Here is a 15974-nt window from a genome sequence, read left to right as displayed (position 1 = left end):
CCTCGCCCCCACACGGTAGGCGCAACCCAAAGTAGCCGAACAACTTCGCTAAAACGGCTTTGACATCTAAGAAAGTTTAGATACTATAGACATGTGAGTCGGAAGTCGTGAGACGGAAGACAAACAAATGTGGGGGCGGCTGACCGCCCAGGACAAGCCACCCCCACAGCAATTTCACCCACCCACAGTGTACAAGGAGCCCCACATGGCCCGCAGAGGTAGTGGCCTCGCAAGCAACCCGCTCGCCCAGCTCCAGCAGGAAGAGGAGCAGATGGAGAAGGCGGCCATCGAGGCCGCCCAGGCCGCCGGTGCCACCATCCAAGACCTGCCCATCGGAGAGGTCGCCCCGGACCCCGAGAACCCCGAAAGCCGCCTCACCCCGGATGACAAGCTCGTCGCTTCGATCAAGTCCGAAGGCCAGCTGTCGGCCGGAGTGGTCGTCCCGGTCGACGTCTGGGCAGGCTACGGCAACGACGTGACCAAGCTCTACACCGCCACCGCCGCCCTGATCTTCGGCGTGGACGCCGACTCGGTTACCGACGAGCAGCGCGACAAGGCCAAGGAGCAAATCAAGTACGTCATCAACTTCGGCCACCGCCGGTGGGCCGCCGCCCGCGCCGCCGGACGCAGCGCTTACCGCGCGGTCGTGTCCGACACGCTCAAGGACAACACCACCAAGCGCATCCACCGGCTGACGGAGAACGTCCTCCGCGAGAACTACACGCCGTTGGAAGAGGCCCGCGAGCTCAAGCGCCTCATCGACGAGGACAAGCTGGGCCAACGGGAGATCAGCCGCCGCACCGGCATCCCACAGCCGTACATCTCCAAGCGGATCGGTCTGCTCAACCTGCCCGACGAAGCGCAGGCCGCGCTCCGCGAGGGCATCATCCCGGTCGAGGCCGCCGTCGAACTGGCCAAGATCACGAAGGACCCCGACCGCATCAAGAAGGTCATCGACGCTGTCGTAGCCATGCCCGCCAAGACCGACGACGAGAAGACCGCTCGCTCTCGCCTCGCCGTCGACCACGCCCGCAAGGAGTACAGCGCCCACAAGGCCGCCAAGGACAAGGAAGACAAGCGCAAGAAGCTCGCCGCAGAGGGCATCGTCGTCATCCCCAACCCCACCACCTACTTTGCCGACAAGCCCGGAAGCCGGTGGGACTACCAGATCCACGACGACGACCAGATCACCGCCGCCCGCGAGGCAGGCACCCTCGCCGCCTACGTCGTCACCGGCGATCACATCGAGTACTACCTGACCGAGCTGCCGCCGCCCGAGCCCGAGGAGCCGGAGGCAACCGACGAAGAGTCGCAGCCCGCCGACCCGGACTCCGACCCGGACGCCGAGGCCGCCGACACCGAGACGACCGCCGACGCGGACAGCGAGACCACTCCCACCGCCACGGGCACCGTCGTGAAGGTCGAGCGCACCAGCACCACCATCCCCGCGCCCCGCGTCACCCAACCGCAGGAGACGGAGGAACAGCGGGCACGCCGGGAGGAGCGCGAGAAGGAGGAGCGCGAACACGCGGCAGCCGCCAACGCCCGCGAGGCAGCCTGCGCCCGGATCGCCGCCAAGGCACCCAGCCGGGAAGCCCTCACCGCCCGACTCGCCCGCCGAATCCTGCTGGTCGAGGAAGACCACAGCTTCGAGGCGCAACAGCTCGCCGTGAAGTGGCTCAAGGCCGCCTCCGTCGTCGACGAGTCCACCACCGTCTACACCCTGTTCGGCTACGACACCAACATCGACGCCAAGCTCGCCGCCCGCGCCGCCTACGTCTACGACCTGGCCCTGTCCGAGATCCGGGCGCAGGACAGCATCGAATACGACACCGAGGACGCCCAGCACATCAAGCGGCTCATGGACGAAGCCGCCTACGAGCCGGCCGAGTGGGAGCAGCAGGCCCTCCTCGAAGCAGCCGACGAGAAGTAGAGCCAGCCCCAGGGTGGGCGCGCCGCAGCACCCGGCGGCGCGCCCACCCCTCACCCCTCCCGACCGCCCAGACCGCACCAGGAGCCCGTCATGCCCAACGCTGCCGCAACTGATGCCGCCGGCATCACCCCGCCCAACCAGCGAACCCCCGCAAACCGGGAAACGCGCCGCGCCGCTGCCCGCATCACCCGGAGACTGATCCGCGCGGTGGTCATCGCAGTGGCGAACCAGAAGGGTGGCAGTGGTAAGACCACCACCATCCTCGCCCTCGCCGGTGAACTCGCCCGACGCGGCTTCCGAGTCCTCGTCATCGACTGCGATGAACAAGGCAACGCCACCACCGGCCTCGGTGTTCCCGCCGCCCAAGGGGACACCGAAGGCACCTACTACCTGCTCATGGATGACGAGGCCAAGCCTGCCGACGTCGTCGTGCCCACCCCGCACGAAAACATCTTCCTCATCGCCGGAGGCGAGAAGCTGTCCGAGGTCGCGGCAGGGCTCGCCAGCGAGATGGGCAACCACACCTTCCTCTCAGCACACGTCGAGACCCTGCGCGACGAGTTCGACGTCATCCTGCTCGACACCCCGCCCGCGCTGTCCCTGCTGACCATCAACGCCCTCTACGCCGCCGACGAGATCGCCACCCCGATCAACCCAGGGGAGTTCGACCTGCGCGGCATCGCCCAGCTGACGAAGACCGTCAAGCGGATCAACACGCGACTGAACAAGACCATCGAGATCGCCCACGTCTTCCTCATCAACTTCCGACCCCGCCGCCGCAACGACCAGGACGCCTACCGCTTCGTCAAAGAGGCATTCCCCGACGCCCTGATCGACACGGCCGACCCGCAGCCCGAAGAGGAATGGCACGGCAGCGGAGTCCCCCAATCCGCAACGGTAAACAGCTCACAGAGCGCCGGCGTACCCCTCACCCTCTTCGACCCCCGCACAGCGGTCAGCCGCGCCTACTGCCGCATCACCGATGTCATCGAGCGCAGGAGCCTTCGTGGCTAGGCGAAACGCCACACCGAACGAACCAGAACCCCCCGCCGGGCGTCGCGACAGCGACGCCCCGGCGGCGTCCGGTGACACCCCCAAAGACCGACCCATCAGCGCCAGGATCGGCAAAGACACCGCAGAACGCGCGATGAACGCGTTCTATAGCGCACCCCACGGCCTACCACGCTGGCGCGACTACCTAGAGCAAGCACTCGCGGAGTACACCGAACGACTGGAGCGCGAACACAACAACGGCGAACCCTTCCCCCAACGACCCACCGACACCCTCACCCCGGGCCGCAAGGTCGGAATCTCCCCACGCCGCGCCGGCTGACCGGCAAGCAACGGCCACCGCGACGCGAGAGCGAACGGACGCGCATCGAGCACGCCCGCCCGCGCTGCCGCTCCCGTGCCGCACGGCCGACCAGCGGCAACGCCGACGCCCTTATCCGCACGTGGCGCCTGCTCCCTCACCACAGGGGCAGGCGCCACATACCAACCCACGCAGTCAGAACAGCCGCGCCTGCTCCGCAGGCTGCAACGCCGCCACCGCGGCCTCCATCCGGGCTACGTCCCAGCCGTGTTCCCTGACCACATCGCGAAGCGCTCGGGACCGAGCAGCCCTCGCGCGCCGGTCAAGCCCACGCGCCTGCCACGGCCGCGGCGTACCCCCGCCCCGGCCCAGACGCCCCATCTGCGACAGGTTCTCCGCCTGAGTGCTCACCACCACGTGCGCAAGGCCACCCTCGACCAGGCCCTCATGCGCCCGCACGCAGATCGGCTCATCGCACACCTCATGAGCAGCGACGACTGATGCCGTCAGCATCACCCCGTGGGTCGCCGCCAAGGCGTACCGAGGCGCGCTGACGACGTGCTCACGCATCAACACCCGACCCGACCTCGACGCCGGCCGCGCCCGCCCCTGCTCATCGAGCACCGGCCGGCGGATCGAAAAACTGCCGTACCCGTCGTCACCGACCGCCCCGGCCCAGATCCAGCACGCCGAGCCCGGCCCGCGCACGACCTTGGACCAGAACCGGGCAACCTCATCACGGCATGCCACCGGGTCGACCGCCAGGACGAAGCCGCTCACCGTCGCATCACACCCGCTCGTCCGCCCCACTCATCACCCGGGCGCCCGCCTCATCCGCGTCCTCGCCCGAGGCGCCGGCGGCCGGCTCGGCCTCACCCGCCGCTTCCCGGGCCCGTCGACGCGCGGCGCGCACTTCCGCCGGCGACAGGCCGAGCAGCGCCGCCACCGCGTCCGGCCGCTCCCCCAGCTCCACCATCTCGCCCACCACACGATCCGCCGCCGCCATGTGCTCCGCGATCTGCCTGTCAGCGCGATCCCGCACCTCCTGCACCATGGCCAGCGCCACCGCGTGCTCGTCGGCGAGCTCACCGATGCGCCGCTCGCGCTCCCGCCGCGCCTCCATCGCCGCCGACACACGCGACCTCGCCGCGGCCCTCGCCTGAGCCGCCACCGTCGAAGACCGTCGCACCGCCATCGAACACCCCCGAAAACTAGCGGTTGCCGGGCCGAGGCCAGTGGAATCGGCGCCGGCCGATGATCGCCAGCCTAGCCGCCCGCCACAAGAGCCGCCAACGATCATCCACAGGTGACCAGCGCGCTGGTCACCTGTGGATGATCGACGCGCCGAAGGCGCGTGCTGACCGACGAAGCGGAGCCGCAAGCGGCACAGCACTTCTGACCAGCCGATCAGCTACACACCTCTGGCACTATCAGTGATCTTGTAGGCTAGAAGCGTGATGACCTTGCACCCGCTGCACGGCGGCGACGGCTACACCTACCTCACCCGCGAGGTAGCCACCGCCGACGTCCGTCGCAGCCGAGGGCAGGAGATCACCGACTACTACCACGCCGACGGCAACCCTCCCGGCACCTGGGCAGGCCGCGCGCTGCCCGAACTCGGCATCTCCGGCACCGTCGCCGAGGCGCAGATGCGCGCCCTGTTCGGCGAGGGACTGCACCCCAACGCCGACGCCATGATTGAGCAGCTCATCGACGAAGGGCTCAGCGCTAAGGAAGCCGAACAGCGTGTACGACTCGGCCGCCGACCCATGCGGTACGAACCCGTCGACACCTACCAGGAACGAGTCAAGCAGCGGTACGAGGCGCACCAACGCATGACCGGACGCGCCCCCACCGCCGGAGAACGGACGCGACTGTCCCGCGCCATGGGTGCCAAGATGTTCGCCGAGCAGCACGGCCGCCGCCCCCGCGACGCCGCCGAGCTGACCAAGTACATCGCCCAGGTCGCCAAGCCCTCCCCCCAGGCAGTCACCGGATTCGACCTCGTCTTCACGCCCCCCAAGAGCGTGGAGACTCTGTGGGCCCTCGGCGACGAGGCGACCCGGCGCGTCGTCGAGCAGGCGCACTCATCCGCGTGGCGGACGGTGCTCGCCGACGCCGAGAACACGGTGATCAAGACCCGGGCAGGCCGCGCCGGAGTCGCCCAGCTCGACGCCACCAGCGGCGTCATAGCCGCCACCTTCGACCACTACGACAGCCGGACCGGTGACCCTAACCTGCACACACACGTCGCCATCGCCAACCGGGTCAAGACCGCCGACGGCAAGTGGCGCACCATCGACAGCCGCGCGCTGCACGCCGCCGCCGTGTCCATGTCGGAGCAGTACAACGCGGCAGTCGTGCACACGGTCGCCGAGCGCCTCGGCGGCACAGTGGTAGCCGTCGACCACGGCCGCGGACGCCGCCCGGTCTACGAGATCGCCGGGGTCCCCGATACCCTCCGGACGCTGTTCTCCGGCCGCCGCGCCAGCATCAGCACCCGGACCGCAGAGCTGATCGACACGTACGTTCGCGACCACGGCCACGAACCCCCGGCGCACATCCGGCACCAGCTCGCCCAGCAGGCGACCCTGGAGACACGGCCGCCGAAGCGGCAGGCGCGCAGCCTCGCCGCCCTGCGCGACGAGTGGCGGAGCCGAGCAGTTGAGGCCGTCGGCCAGCGGCGCGTCGACCAACTTCTCACCGACGTCCGCAAGGCCGCCGAGGCTACCCGCCGCGGCGATGCCGGCGGCATCATCCCGGACGATCACGAGCAACTCGCGCGCCTGGCCCGCGCCGCCGTGTCCACGATCGAGCAGCAGCGCGCGACCTGGACCCGCCACCACATCGACGCCGAAGTCCGCCGGCAGCTCTCGGCGGCCGGTCTCGGCGCACGCGTCGAACTCGCCAGAACGGTTACCGACCTCGCCCTGCGCGGTGAGTCCGTCCGGATCACCGCGCCCACCACCGCGCCGACCCTGCCCGAGCTGACCCGCGCCGACGGCGAGTCGGTGTTCCAGCACGCGCAGACGGTCCGGTACTCCTCCGGGCGCATCCTCGCCGCAGAGCACCGGGTGGTGACCGCCGCCAAGACCACCGTCATCGCCCCCGTCTCTGGCGAGGTGTTCGACACCACCCTCGCCCGCATGCAAGCCGCACCAGGTGCCCGGCAGCTCGACGCCGGCCAGATCGACGTGGCCCGCGCGTTCGCCACCGATGGCCGGCTCGTGGTCGCCGGGATCGGCCCAGCAGGCGCCGGCAAGACCACCGCCACGCGCGTCGTCGCCCGCGCCGTTGAGGCCGCAGGCGGCCGGCTCATCGGCCTCGCCCCGTCCGCCCGCGCCGCCGCCGTGCTCTCCGACGAACTGTCGGTGCCCGCGCACACTCTCCACCGATGGCTGCACCACCGCGACAAGGGCAGCCGGGGGCGGGCGTGGCAGCTCCGCGCCGGGGACGTGATCCTCGTCGACGAGGCCGGCATGGCCGGCACCCTCACCCTCGACGCGATCATCGCCGACGCCCACCGGGCCGGCGCGGTGGTACGGCTTCTCGGCGATCCCCAGCAGCTCGGCGCGCCCGCGTCCGGCGGCATGCTACGGCTCGTGCAACGCGAGGCCGGCGCCGTGGAGCTGGACCGGATCCACCGGTTCGACGACCCGGCCGAAGGGGCCGCGTCGCTCGCGCTGCGTGACGGCACGGACGAGGCCTGGCGCTGGTACTGGAGCAGAGACCGGATCCAGCACGGCGACCGGGACACCATGATCGATCGGGTCTACGAGGCGTGGCGGACCGACGTTGCCGCCGGCGAAACCTCCCTCATGGTGGCACCGACCAACGACGACACCCGCGTGCTCAACGACCGGGCGCGTGCGGACAGGATCGCCGCCGGTCAGGTCGAGCCCATCGGCGTCACGCTGCACGACGGCACCCAGGCCGGTCGTGGCGACCTCGTGGTCAGCCGCCGCAACGAGTCTCGACTCCGGCTGTTCAGCGGGCGGGACATGGTGCTCAACGGCGACGTGTGGCACGTCGAGCAACGGCACGACGACGGCAGCCTCAGCGTCCGCCACGACCAGCACGGCGGACGGATCCGCCTGCCCGCCCGGTACGTCCGTGAGGACGTCGAGCTGGCCTACGCGACGACGATCCACCGCACCCAGGGCATGACGGTCGACCGTGTACGCGTCCTGCTCACCGGTGCGGCCAGCCGCGTGCAGGCCTACGTCGCGCTCACCCGCGGCCGGCTCACCAACGCCGCGTACGTCATCACCGCAGCAGGCGAACGGGTACACGAGGCCCTGGACAGCATCCGCCGCAACGTCGGCGCGGCGGTCTCCGCGACCGAGGAGCTGCGCGAGTCGTTCGCCACCGCCGAGCACCTGCCCGAACTCGCCAACCAGTACCGCTACGTCGCCGACATCGCCGCCGCCGACCGGCACCGGGCCGCCGTCCGCGCCGCCCTCGGGAACGCGGGCAACCACCTGCTTAGCTCACCCACGTGGTCACGGGTCTCCGCCGCGCTCGCTCGCGCCGAACGCGCCGGCTGGTCCGCGCCGGACATGCTCGATGCCGCCGGCATCACCGACCTCGCCGGAGCCCAGGACCCCTGCGTGCTCCTGACCCACCGCATCCGCGCCACGCAGCAACGCGTCGCAGATCAGCTCACCCAGGCTCCCCCTCGTCCCCTCGCCGGCGTCAGCGACGCCGCTCTCAGCAGGCTCCGGGACCGGGCCGCGAGTCGGCTGCACGATGCCGAGACCGCGCTCGCGTGGGTCCGACACGACGCCACTGAACTACCCGCGCCGGTACGCGTCAGAGGGCACCAGCATCCCGCCTGGCCGGACCGTCCGCACGGCATGCTCTCCGACGTCCAACTCGCCGAGGCCCACCGCGCTAGCCAAGCCGAGCTCGACCAGACCGCCCGCCGGCTTGCGGCAGCGCGCCGACTTGCCCGCGAAGCCCGCACGCCGGACCAAGCCCAGGCCGCAACCCGCTACCGAGGAGAAATCGAAGCCCAGGCACGCGCCGACCGAGCCCACGCCGAGCAACTGGCCAGGGAGCAGCGCCTACGCGCCACCATGCGACCCGACGACCGCGCACGCGAAACCGCGCAACGCGAGAACCCCGGCGCACCCACCACCACCGACGCCCTGAACAACGCCCGGACCACCATCCACGAAAGCGTTGAGAAGGCCGTCGCCCGGGTCGAGCAGGCTCGCACCATCGTCGCCCGCATCGACACCGAAGCCGGCTGGCGTCGCCGCCTGCCCACCGCCGTCCGCACCGCCGAACAGCACGACCGCGAGGGACACCGGCCCACCGCGGCTCCCGCCGTGCCGGACTGGCTGGCCGACACCCGCCACCTCATCAGCCACGACACCTCGACGTGGGCGACCCATCTTGAGGAACGTCGCGCCCACCTCGCGGAGCGCCTGGTGGACATGGCCCGTGAGGTAGCCGCCCAGCAACCAGAGTGGGCCAAGCCTCTCGGCCAGCGCCCCGACAATGACACCACGGCCGCGCTGGCGTGGGACCGCGCCGCCGGCCTCGCCGCCGCATACCGACAGACGCACCAGGTGCCTGAGGAAGACACCCGCATCCTCGGCAAGCAGCCCCGCCCGGACGCCAGTCCGCGCCACCAGGCGTACGAGGAGACGAAGGCGGCGATCGAACCCGTCCGCGCGACGCGCGCACGAGCCAACCGCGCAGCAGCAGCCAATCACGCACGCGAGGAGCTACGCCGCAAGCTCCAGCGTGCCACCGAGAGAGAGCCCGTCGCCGCCGGCACGGTCCGCCAGCCGGATACCAACAGGGAGACAGAGCGACGAGCGCGACGGGAAGCCGAGGCACAACGCGCCAACCAGATGCGCGAAGACCGCGAACGTGAGCGGCGCCTAGCGGAGCAGCAGCGGCTTGCCGCCACTCAACGCCGCGAACCTCCCGGCCCGCAGCGCGGCGCTCAGATATGAGCGCAGCGCTTCCCGCTAGCCGGGACAATCCAGGGCAACCACCGGTGGAGTGCACCTATTCGACTCCTGCGCTATTCGCTGATCATGAGCGCGGGGCCGCCCTTCGCCGCCTCAACCGAATTCGGCAGCAGAGCCGACGGCCGCAGGCTGCAGTCGTTGGCCGGATGAGCAGGGCAGCCAACCACGCTGGCAGGTCGCGAGTTGTTGTGTCGCGGTTGACGACGTACGACCGGTCGGCGACGACCGACTTCGGGGCCCGCACGGTCTGCTCCCTCAGGGCCTACCGGCTTCCGGACCAAAAACAACTCCAGCGCTGGTCAAACCGGATGACGATCCCGGCTCCAGTCATTCGCGCAGGCCGCCCTGACCTGCGCTGGAGTTGTTTCTCGCTGAAAACTACGGCGAGGCCTAGGGGCTGGCGGGTACCAGGGCGGCGGTCACGGCGGATCCCCTCTCGCGGGGGTGGGGTTACAGGTAGCGGCAGACCTGCTCTGGATGGCAACTGCCAGGGTCGGGCGTGCTGGCGGCGTCGTGCAGCTGCGTGACTGTGTCGCGTAGCGCCTGCAGGTCGGCGATCTGGGCGTCGAGGTCGCGCAGCCGCGTGGCGAGCAGGTCCTCGACGTGCGCGCACGGGGCGTGGCCCCGGTCGCGGACGTCGAGGACCTCGCGGATCTGCGCCAGGGTCAGTCCGGCGGCGCGGCCACGGCGGATGAAGTCCAGCCGCGCCACCGCCTCCACGCCGTACTGGCGGTACCCGGCTGCGGTGCGCCCGGCGGGGCGCAGCAGGCCGATGTCTTCGTAGAAGCGCAGCGTCTTGGTCGTGGTGCCCGTGACCGCCGCGAGCTCACCGATCCGCAATCCCGGTCACCTTCCGCCTCTTGACCTTACCCTGCACTGGAAGGTCCAGTCTTAGCTCGGTAAGGGCCCGATGACCAGCGGAAGGCAGCTCATGGCGGACAACGACGACGTCGATCTCGCGGTGGTGGGCTCCGGCGGGGCGGCGATGGCCGCCGCGATCGCGGCCCGGCAGGCCGGCGCGAGGGTGGTGCTCATCGAACGGGCGGTGCTGGGTGGCACGTGCGTGAACGTCGGTTGTGTGCCGTCGAAGACGCTGCTGGCCGCGGCCGGCACTCGGCACGCTGCGCTGTCCAACCCGTTTCCTGGGGCGCCCACCTCCGCCGACGGAGTGGACCTGCGCGCGCTCGTCGGGCAGAAGGACGAGCTGGTGGGTCGGCTACGGCAGGCCAAGTACGGCGACGTCGCCGCCGCCTACGGCTTCGAGGTCCGGCCCGGGCAGGCCCGGTTCACCGATGGCGACACCCTCACCATCGACGACCGGCCGCTGCGTGCTCGCGCCTACGTGATCGCGACCGGTGCTGAACCGGCCCGGCCTGATCTGCCCGGCCTCGGCGAGGTGGACTACCTGACCTCTACCACGGCGATGGAGCAGTCCGAGCTGCCTGACTCGCTGGTAGTGGTCGGCGGCGGGTACGTCGGCATGGAACAGGCGCAGTTGTTCGCCCACCTCGGCACCCGGGTCACCCTGGTCGGGCGGCTCGCGCCGAGGGCCGAACCGGAACTCGCCGAGGCGCTGCGCGCCGTGTTCGCCGACGACGGCATCACCATGCTGGAAGAGCACGCCACCGAGGTGCAGCGCGCTGCCGGCGGGGTGGAGGTCGTCACCGCGTCCGGGCGGCGGGCGAGCGGGCAGCGGCTGCTGGTGGCCACTGGCCGGCGGGCCCGCACCGACGGCCTCGACCTGGCCGTCGCCGGCGTGAAGACCGACGAGCGGGGGTTCGTGGTTGTCGACGCCGCGCAGCGCACCACCAACCCCCGGGTGTATGCCGCGGGCGACGTCACCGGCGCACCGCAGTACGTCTACGTCGCCGCCGCCACCGGCCGCGTCGCGGCGGTCAACGCCCTCGCCGGCGACGGCACCCGCCCGGCCCGGTTGGACTACACCGGCCTGCCGTCGGTGGTGTTCACCCGGCCGCAGCTGGCCTCGGCCGGGCTCACCGAAGCCGACGCCCTCGCCGCCGGGCACGACTGCGCCTGCCGCATCCTCGACCTCGCCGACGTGCCCAGGGCGCTGGTCAACCGCGACACCCGCGGAGCGGTCAAGGTCGTCGCGGACGCGAACACCGGCCGGGTGCTCGGCGTCCACGCCCTCGCCGACGGCGCCGGAGAGATGATGCTGGCCGCCACCTACGCCATCAAAGCCGGGATGACCGTCGACGACATCGCCGACACCTGGGCGCCCTACCTGACGATGGCCGAAAGCCTGCGGATCACCGCCGGGACGTTCCGCAACGAACTGCCGACCTCCTGCTGTGCCTGACAGCCGCCCCCGCCGCAGCGCCGTATGGGCCGCCGGCGCCCTGGCCGTGTGCTGCACCCTGCACGCACTGCTGCTCACCGGCGGCCTCGCCGGCATCGGCGCCGGCATCGGCGCGGCCACCAGCAACACCGCGCTGCTCGGCACCGCCGGCGTGGTCCTCGCCGTGGCCATCGGTGTCGTCATCGCCTGGCACCGGCGCCGCCCCAGACACCAAGGCTGCCCACCAGCCCCGAACGAGCGGAGCCACCATGAACAGCAGCGATAGCGACGGCGACCTCGCCACGATGCTGTCCTGCGCCGGGCTGCCCCCCGACAACCTGCTCACCCGCCGGGCCGCGCTGCCCGCCCCGCTACGGGATCTGCACTAGCGGGTGTTGGCCAGCTTCGCCACCACCGGCGCACCACCGCCGACGTCGCAGCTTGCCGACTCGGCCCGCGCACACGGCGTGGACCTGCCCGACACCCTGCGCGAGCTCAGCCACACCGAGCTGGTGTTCACCGACCCGGACACCTCCGTGGTCACCGGCGCGGTGCCCTTCGCCGCCGGCGCCTCGCCGCACCGGGTCCGCATCGCCAGCGGGCCGCAGGCCTTCGCCAACTGCGCAATCGACGCACTCGGCATCGCCGCGATGCTCAACCGCGACATCGACATCACCTCGACCGACCCGCACAGCGGCGAACCGATCACCGCCACCAGCCGGACCGGACAGTGGATCTGGCACCCTCAGACGGCAGTCGTGTTCGTCGGCTCACGCGGCACCGGCCCAATCACCCAAAGCTGCTGCCCAGTCATCAACTTCTTCACCAACACCGACCACGCCACGGCCTACCAACACCGACACGACCTGTCCGGAGTCGTGCTCACAATGCCCCAAGCCGTCCGCGCTGGCGCGCTCATCTTCGGCGACCTCATGCGCGAGCCGACCTGAACCCCGGTTCTGTACGAGGAACCCTCAACGGACACCCGCCCGGTCGGGGACGGACGTCGCCTTGATCCCAACAGGGAACAATTCGGCAACCGGCGAACGAGCACGCACGAACGCCTCGTCCACGTCCGTCAGCGTGAAGTGCCGAATCAGGTCCACCCGGCCGATCTCCGGGAACGCCCGAAGCTGCGCCAGCTCCTCCTCAGAGAACACATCCCGCGTACCCACGAACCCACCACCCAGCCATCGACCGTCACCAAACGGACGGGAGGCTACGGGTCCGTCAGACCGAGATCAATGCCCCAGTTCTTAGCGTTGTTTTGGTCCGGAAACTACGGACGGGCCCTCAGCACCTCGTACGTCTTCGGGTCCTGCTCGTACCAGGTCTCACAGCGGGTGGCCCGGTCCGGCACCCAGGTACGCAGCTGCCGGGGCCACACCGCGGGCAGGAAGACCAGCATGGGCGCGTCCGGGGCCAACTGCCGAGCGGGCGGTGACGTGGACCACGCCGCCGGTAATGCATTCCCTAATGGCGCTAGTATCGCTGCATGGCGATGAATCGTGTGGAGGGCTGTGACCGGGCCGGGTTGAGTCCGGCGGTGGCGTTGTTCGCGTCTCTGGCCGATCCGACCCGGCTGCGGATCGTTCAGCGGCTGGCCCGGGGGCAGGCTCGGGTGGTGGACCTGACCGGCGAGCTGGGTCTGGCTCAGTCGACGGTGTCGAAGCATCTGGCGTGTCTGCGTGACTGTGGCCTGGTCGACTATCGGCCGGTCGGCCGGGCGTCGGTGTACTCGTTGGCCCGGCCTGAGTTGCTCGATCTGCTCGCCAGCGCCGAGCAGTTGCTGGCCGCCACCGGCGATGCGGTGGCGCTGTGCCCCAACTACGGCCCTGACGGTACCGGGATCGGCGACGAGGAGGCTGTGCGATGAGCGACGCGTGCGGCTGCGGAGACGACGAACCCCGCGTGGAAGGTGCCGAGGAGGAGCGCGAGCCCGAGCGGCTGTGGCAGGTCAGCGAGTTGCGGGCTGCTGCCGTCGCCGGGGTGTTTCTGCTCGCCGGGTTCATCGCCGGGCTGGTCGACGCCCCGCGCCCGGTTGGCATCGGCCTCAACACTGTTGCGTTGCTGGTCGGCGCGTGGACGTTTGTGCCGAACACCCTGAAACGCCTGGCCAAGGGAAAGATCGGCGTCGGCACTTTGATGACGATCGCCGCTGTCGGTGCGGTGGTGCTCGGCGAGGTCACCGAGGCCGCCATGCTGGCGTTCCTCTACTCCATCAGCGAAGGCTTGGAGGAGTACTCCGTCGCCCGGACTCGGCGCGGCCTGCGGGCGCTGCTCAACCTCGTACCCGCTGAGGCGACAGTCCTTCGCGAAGGGGCGCAAGTCACCATCGACCCCGCCCAGTTGCGCGTTGGTGATCTGCTGCTCGTGCGGCCCGGTGAACGCCTGGCGACCGATGGTGTGATCCGCACGGGCCGTTCCGCGCTCGACGTGTCCGCATTGACCGGTGAGTCCGTGCCGGTTGAGGCGAATCCTGGTGATGCCGTCTACGCCGGTTCGATCAATGGCACCGGTGCCATTGAGGTGCAGGTGACCGCTACCGCGTCCGACAACTCTCTGGCGCGGATCGTGCGCATCGTGGAGGCCGAGCAGTCTCGCAAGGGTGCCGCCCAGCGGCTCGCCGACCGGATCGCCAAACCGCTGGTACCCGGCATCATGATTCTCGCCGCGATCATCGCCGTGGCCGGCGCTCTAGCCGGCGATCCACGTACCTGGATCGAACGTGCCCTCGTCGTGCTCGTCGCCGCTTCCCCGTGCGCGCTGGCCATCTCCGTGCCGGTAACCGTCGTCGCCGCGATCGGCGCCGCCAGCCGCATCGGCGCGCTGGTCAAGGGCGGCGCCGCACTCGAAGCGTTGGGCCGGATCCGCGCGGTCGCGCTGGACAAGACCGGCACCCTGACCCGCAACGAACCCACCGTCGTTGACGTTGCCACCACCGACACGACCAGCCGCGACCAGGTCCTTCGGGTCGCCGCAGCACTCGAATCACGCAGCGAACACCCCCTGGCCCGGGCGATCCTCGCCGCCGCACCCGACCACATCCCGGCCGCCGACGTCGAGGCCGTCACCGGTGCCGGCCTGACCGGCATCGTCGACGACCGGCCGGCACGGCTCGGCCGCCCCGGCTGGATCCACCCCGGCCCCTTGGGCGAGCACGTCACCGCCATGCAGACAGCCGGCGCGACCGCCGTCCTCGTCGAACACGACGGCACCCTGATCGGCGCCATCGCCGTCCGCGACGAACTACGACCCGAAGCCGCCGAAGTCGTCGCCCGGCTCCACGCCGACGGATACACCGTGGCGATGCTCACCGGCGACAACACCCGCACCGCCACCGCACTCGCCGCCCAGGCCGGCATCGACGAGGTTCACGCCGACCTTCGACCCGAGGACAAGTCCCGCATCATCACGGCCATGCGCGCCGCGCGGCCGACCGCGATGGTCGGTGACGGTGTCAACGACGCCCCTGCCCTGGCCACCGCCGACGTCGGCATCGCCATGGGCGCCATGGGGACCGACGTCGCGATCGAAACCGCCGACGTCGCGCTGATGGGCGAAGACCTGCGGCACCTGCCACAAACCCTTGCCCACGCTCGCCGAAGCCGCCGCATCATGCTGCAGAACGTCGGCCTGTCCCTTGGACTGATCACCGTTCTTATCCCGCTGGCCACCTTCGGCGTCCTCGGCCTGGCCGCTGTCGTCCTGATCCACGAACTCGCCGAAATCGTCGTCATCGGCAACGGCGTACGCGCCGGCCGCACCCGCTCCCTGCCAGCCGCCCAGCCTGGGTTTGCAGGAGGGGCACGGTGATGGCTGCGATCGCGGTCGCGTTGTACCTGACCGGCCTCGGGCTGGCGTTCGGGTGGCGCAGCGTCGCGCAGTGGAAGGCAACCGGCGACACAGGGCTGCGGCTGGATGCCGGTCCGCCCGGGTCGGTGGGCTGGTGGGCGAAACTGCTGTTCGTCGCCGCGCTGCTGCTCGGCCTCGCCGGTCCGGCTGCTGCCCTGGCCAGGATGGACCCGGTCAGCGTTCTTGACCACAGCAGGCTGCGGGTGGCTGGGCTGGTCCTGGTCGGCGCCGGCGTGACCGCCACCCTCGCCGCGCAACTGAGCATGGGCGCCTCCTGGCGCGTCGGGGTCGACCCGGCCGAGCGCACCGCCCTGGTCACCGGCGGCGCGTTCGCCCTGGCCCGCAACCCCATCTTCACCGCCATGACCGCCACCAGCGCCGGTCTTGCCGCGATGGTGCCCAACCCCATCGCCCTGGCCGCCACCGCAGTCCTGGTCGCGTCGATCCAGCTGCAGGTCCGCGCCGTCGAGGAGCCCTACCTTGCCCGCACCCACGGCGCCGCCTACGCCGACTACGCCGCCCGGGTCGGCCGATTCTGGCCCGGAATCGGCCGCCGACCAGCACCGACCCGTCGCTGAGCGCGCCTCT

The 15974-nt window shown here is 70.7% G+C and carries 14 protein-coding genes; 9 read left to right on the top strand and 5 right to left on the bottom strand.

Features of this window, described 5'->3' with window-relative positions:
* Positions 1-127 precede the first annotated feature (127 nt).
* Positions 128-1933, top strand: coding sequence for a ParB/RepB/Spo0J family partition protein (locus ACN27D_RS35500; RefSeq protein WP_082171297.1), 1806 nt, complete (start codon positions 128-130; stop codon positions 1931-1933).
* Between the two features lie 90 nt (positions 1934-2023).
* Complete coding sequence (locus ACN27D_RS35495; protein WP_082171296.1) at positions 2024-2947, top strand: ParA family protein; 924 nt, start codon at positions 2024-2026, stop codon at positions 2945-2947.
* A gap of 493 nt (positions 2948-3440) precedes the next feature.
* Here ACN27D_RS35495 and ACN27D_RS35490 read toward each other — a convergent pair whose 3' ends face one another.
* Both ACN27D_RS35490 and ACN27D_RS35485 read right to left on the bottom strand, forming a co-directional pair.
* Positions 3441-4025 carry a hypothetical protein gene (locus ACN27D_RS35490; protein WP_047892211.1) on the bottom strand — a complete coding sequence of 195 codons (585 nt, stop codon included), beginning with the start codon at positions 4023-4025 and terminating at the stop codon, positions 3441-3443.
* Positions 4026-4032: 7 nt separating this feature from the next.
* Positions 4033-4380, bottom strand: coding sequence for a hypothetical protein (locus ACN27D_RS35485; protein ID WP_053065385.1), 348 nt, complete (start codon positions 4378-4380; stop codon positions 4033-4035).
* Positions 4381-4702: 322 nt separating this feature from the next.
* On the opposite strand from ACN27D_RS35485, the gene mobF reads away from it, so the two are divergent.
* Positions 4703-9214, top strand: a complete 4512-nt coding sequence (mobF, locus tag ACN27D_RS35480) for a MobF family relaxase (protein ID WP_053065384.1) — start codon at positions 4703-4705, stop codon at positions 9212-9214.
* A 468-nt stretch (positions 9215-9682) separates the two neighbouring features.
* On the opposite strand, the gene ACN27D_RS35475 is transcribed toward mobF, so the two are convergent.
* Positions 9683-10072 carry a heavy metal-responsive transcriptional regulator gene (locus ACN27D_RS35475; RefSeq protein WP_091331334.1) on the bottom strand — a complete coding sequence of 130 codons (390 nt, stop codon included), beginning with the start codon at positions 10070-10072 and terminating at the stop codon, positions 9683-9685.
* Positions 10073-10163: 91 nt separating this feature from the next.
* On the opposite strand from ACN27D_RS35475, the gene merA reads away from it, so the two are divergent.
* From merA to ACN27D_RS35460, 3 genes are all read left to right on the top strand, one after another.
* On the top strand, positions 10164-11552 hold the full coding sequence (merA, locus tag ACN27D_RS35470) for a mercury(II) reductase (RefSeq protein WP_091331336.1): 1389 nt from the start codon (positions 10164-10166) through the stop codon (positions 11550-11552).
* Entirely contained in the window at positions 11545-11817 is a 273-nt protein-coding gene (locus tag ACN27D_RS35465) for a hypothetical protein (RefSeq protein WP_091331338.1), read from the top strand. Before merA ends, ACN27D_RS35465 begins: the two co-directional genes overlap by 8 nt.
* A 106-nt stretch (positions 11818-11923) precedes the next feature.
* On the top strand, positions 11924-12481 hold the full coding sequence (locus tag ACN27D_RS35460) for an alkylmercury lyase family protein (protein WP_091331341.1): 558 nt from the start codon (positions 11924-11926) through the stop codon (positions 12479-12481).
* A 24-nt stretch (positions 12482-12505) separates the two neighbouring features.
* Here the strand turns inward: ACN27D_RS35460 and ACN27D_RS35455 are convergent, their stop codons facing one another.
* Together ACN27D_RS35455 and ACN27D_RS35450 are read right to left on the bottom strand one after the other, a co-directional pair.
* The gene (locus tag ACN27D_RS35455) at positions 12506-12706 is read right to left on the bottom strand and encodes a hypothetical protein (protein ID WP_091331344.1); all 201 of its coding nucleotides are present in this window, start codon (positions 12704-12706) and stop codon (positions 12506-12508) included.
* 104 nt (positions 12707-12810) lie between these two features.
* A complete protein-coding gene (locus ACN27D_RS35450; protein WP_256092950.1) occupies positions 12811-12939 on the bottom strand; it encodes a hypothetical protein in 129 nt (42 codons plus the stop codon).
* A gap of 87 nt (positions 12940-13026) precedes the next feature.
* On the opposite strand from ACN27D_RS35450, the gene ACN27D_RS35445 reads away from it, so the two are divergent.
* The 3 genes from ACN27D_RS35445 to ACN27D_RS35435 are packed head-to-tail and all read left to right on the top strand — an operon-like array spanning position 13027 to position 15964.
* On the top strand, positions 13027-13407 hold the full coding sequence (locus ACN27D_RS35445; protein ID WP_091331346.1) for an ArsR/SmtB family transcription factor: 381 nt from the start codon (positions 13027-13029) through the stop codon (positions 13405-13407).
* Complete coding sequence (locus tag ACN27D_RS35440; protein ID WP_091331347.1) at positions 13404-15347, top strand: heavy metal translocating P-type ATPase; 1944 nt, start codon at positions 13404-13406, stop codon at positions 15345-15347. The genes ACN27D_RS35445 and ACN27D_RS35440 overlap by 4 nt, the downstream gene beginning before the upstream one ends.
* Complete coding sequence (locus ACN27D_RS35435) at positions 15347-15964, top strand: methyltransferase family protein (protein ID WP_091331348.1); 618 nt, start codon at positions 15347-15349, stop codon at positions 15962-15964. Before ACN27D_RS35440 ends, ACN27D_RS35435 begins: the two co-directional genes overlap by 1 nt.
* Positions 15965-15974: the final 10 nt, after the last annotated feature.

It is taken from the genome of Micromonospora sp. WMMD1274 (assembly GCF_049179035.1).
GTDB lineage: Bacteria > Actinomycetota > Actinomycetes > Mycobacteriales > Micromonosporaceae > Micromonospora > Micromonospora tulbaghiae.
Note: the sequence above shows the minus strand (reverse complement) of the source record. Positions and strands in the feature narration are given on the sequence as shown.

Excerpts from the sequence above, each read along its gene's own strand:
- ACN27D_RS35500 (WP_082171297.1), top strand. The coding sequence starts at position 128 with ATGTGGGGGCGGCTGACCGCCCAGGACAAGCCACCCCCACAGCAATTT.
- ACN27D_RS35495 (WP_082171296.1), top strand. The coding sequence starts at position 2,024 with ATGCCCAACGCTGCCGCAACTGATGCCGCCGGCATCACCCCGCCCAAC.
- mobF (WP_053065384.1), top strand. The coding sequence starts at position 4,703 with ATGACCTTGCACCCGCTGCACGGCGGCGACGGCTACACCTACCTCACC.
- merA (WP_091331336.1), top strand. The coding sequence starts at position 10,164 with ATGGCGGACAACGACGACGTCGATCTCGCGGTGGTGGGCTCCGGCGGG.
- ACN27D_RS35450 (WP_256092950.1), bottom strand. The coding sequence starts at position 12,939 with ATGCTGGTCTTCCTGCCCGCGGTGTGGCCCCGGCAGCTGCGTACCTGG.
- ACN27D_RS35445 (WP_091331346.1), top strand. The coding sequence starts at position 13,027 with ATGGCGATGAATCGTGTGGAGGGCTGTGACCGGGCCGGGTTGAGTCCG.
- ACN27D_RS35440 (WP_091331347.1), top strand. The coding sequence starts at position 13,404 with ATGAGCGACGCGTGCGGCTGCGGAGACGACGAACCCCGCGTGGAAGGT.
- ACN27D_RS35435 (WP_091331348.1), top strand. The coding sequence starts at position 15,347 with ATGGCTGCGATCGCGGTCGCGTTGTACCTGACCGGCCTCGGGCTGGCG.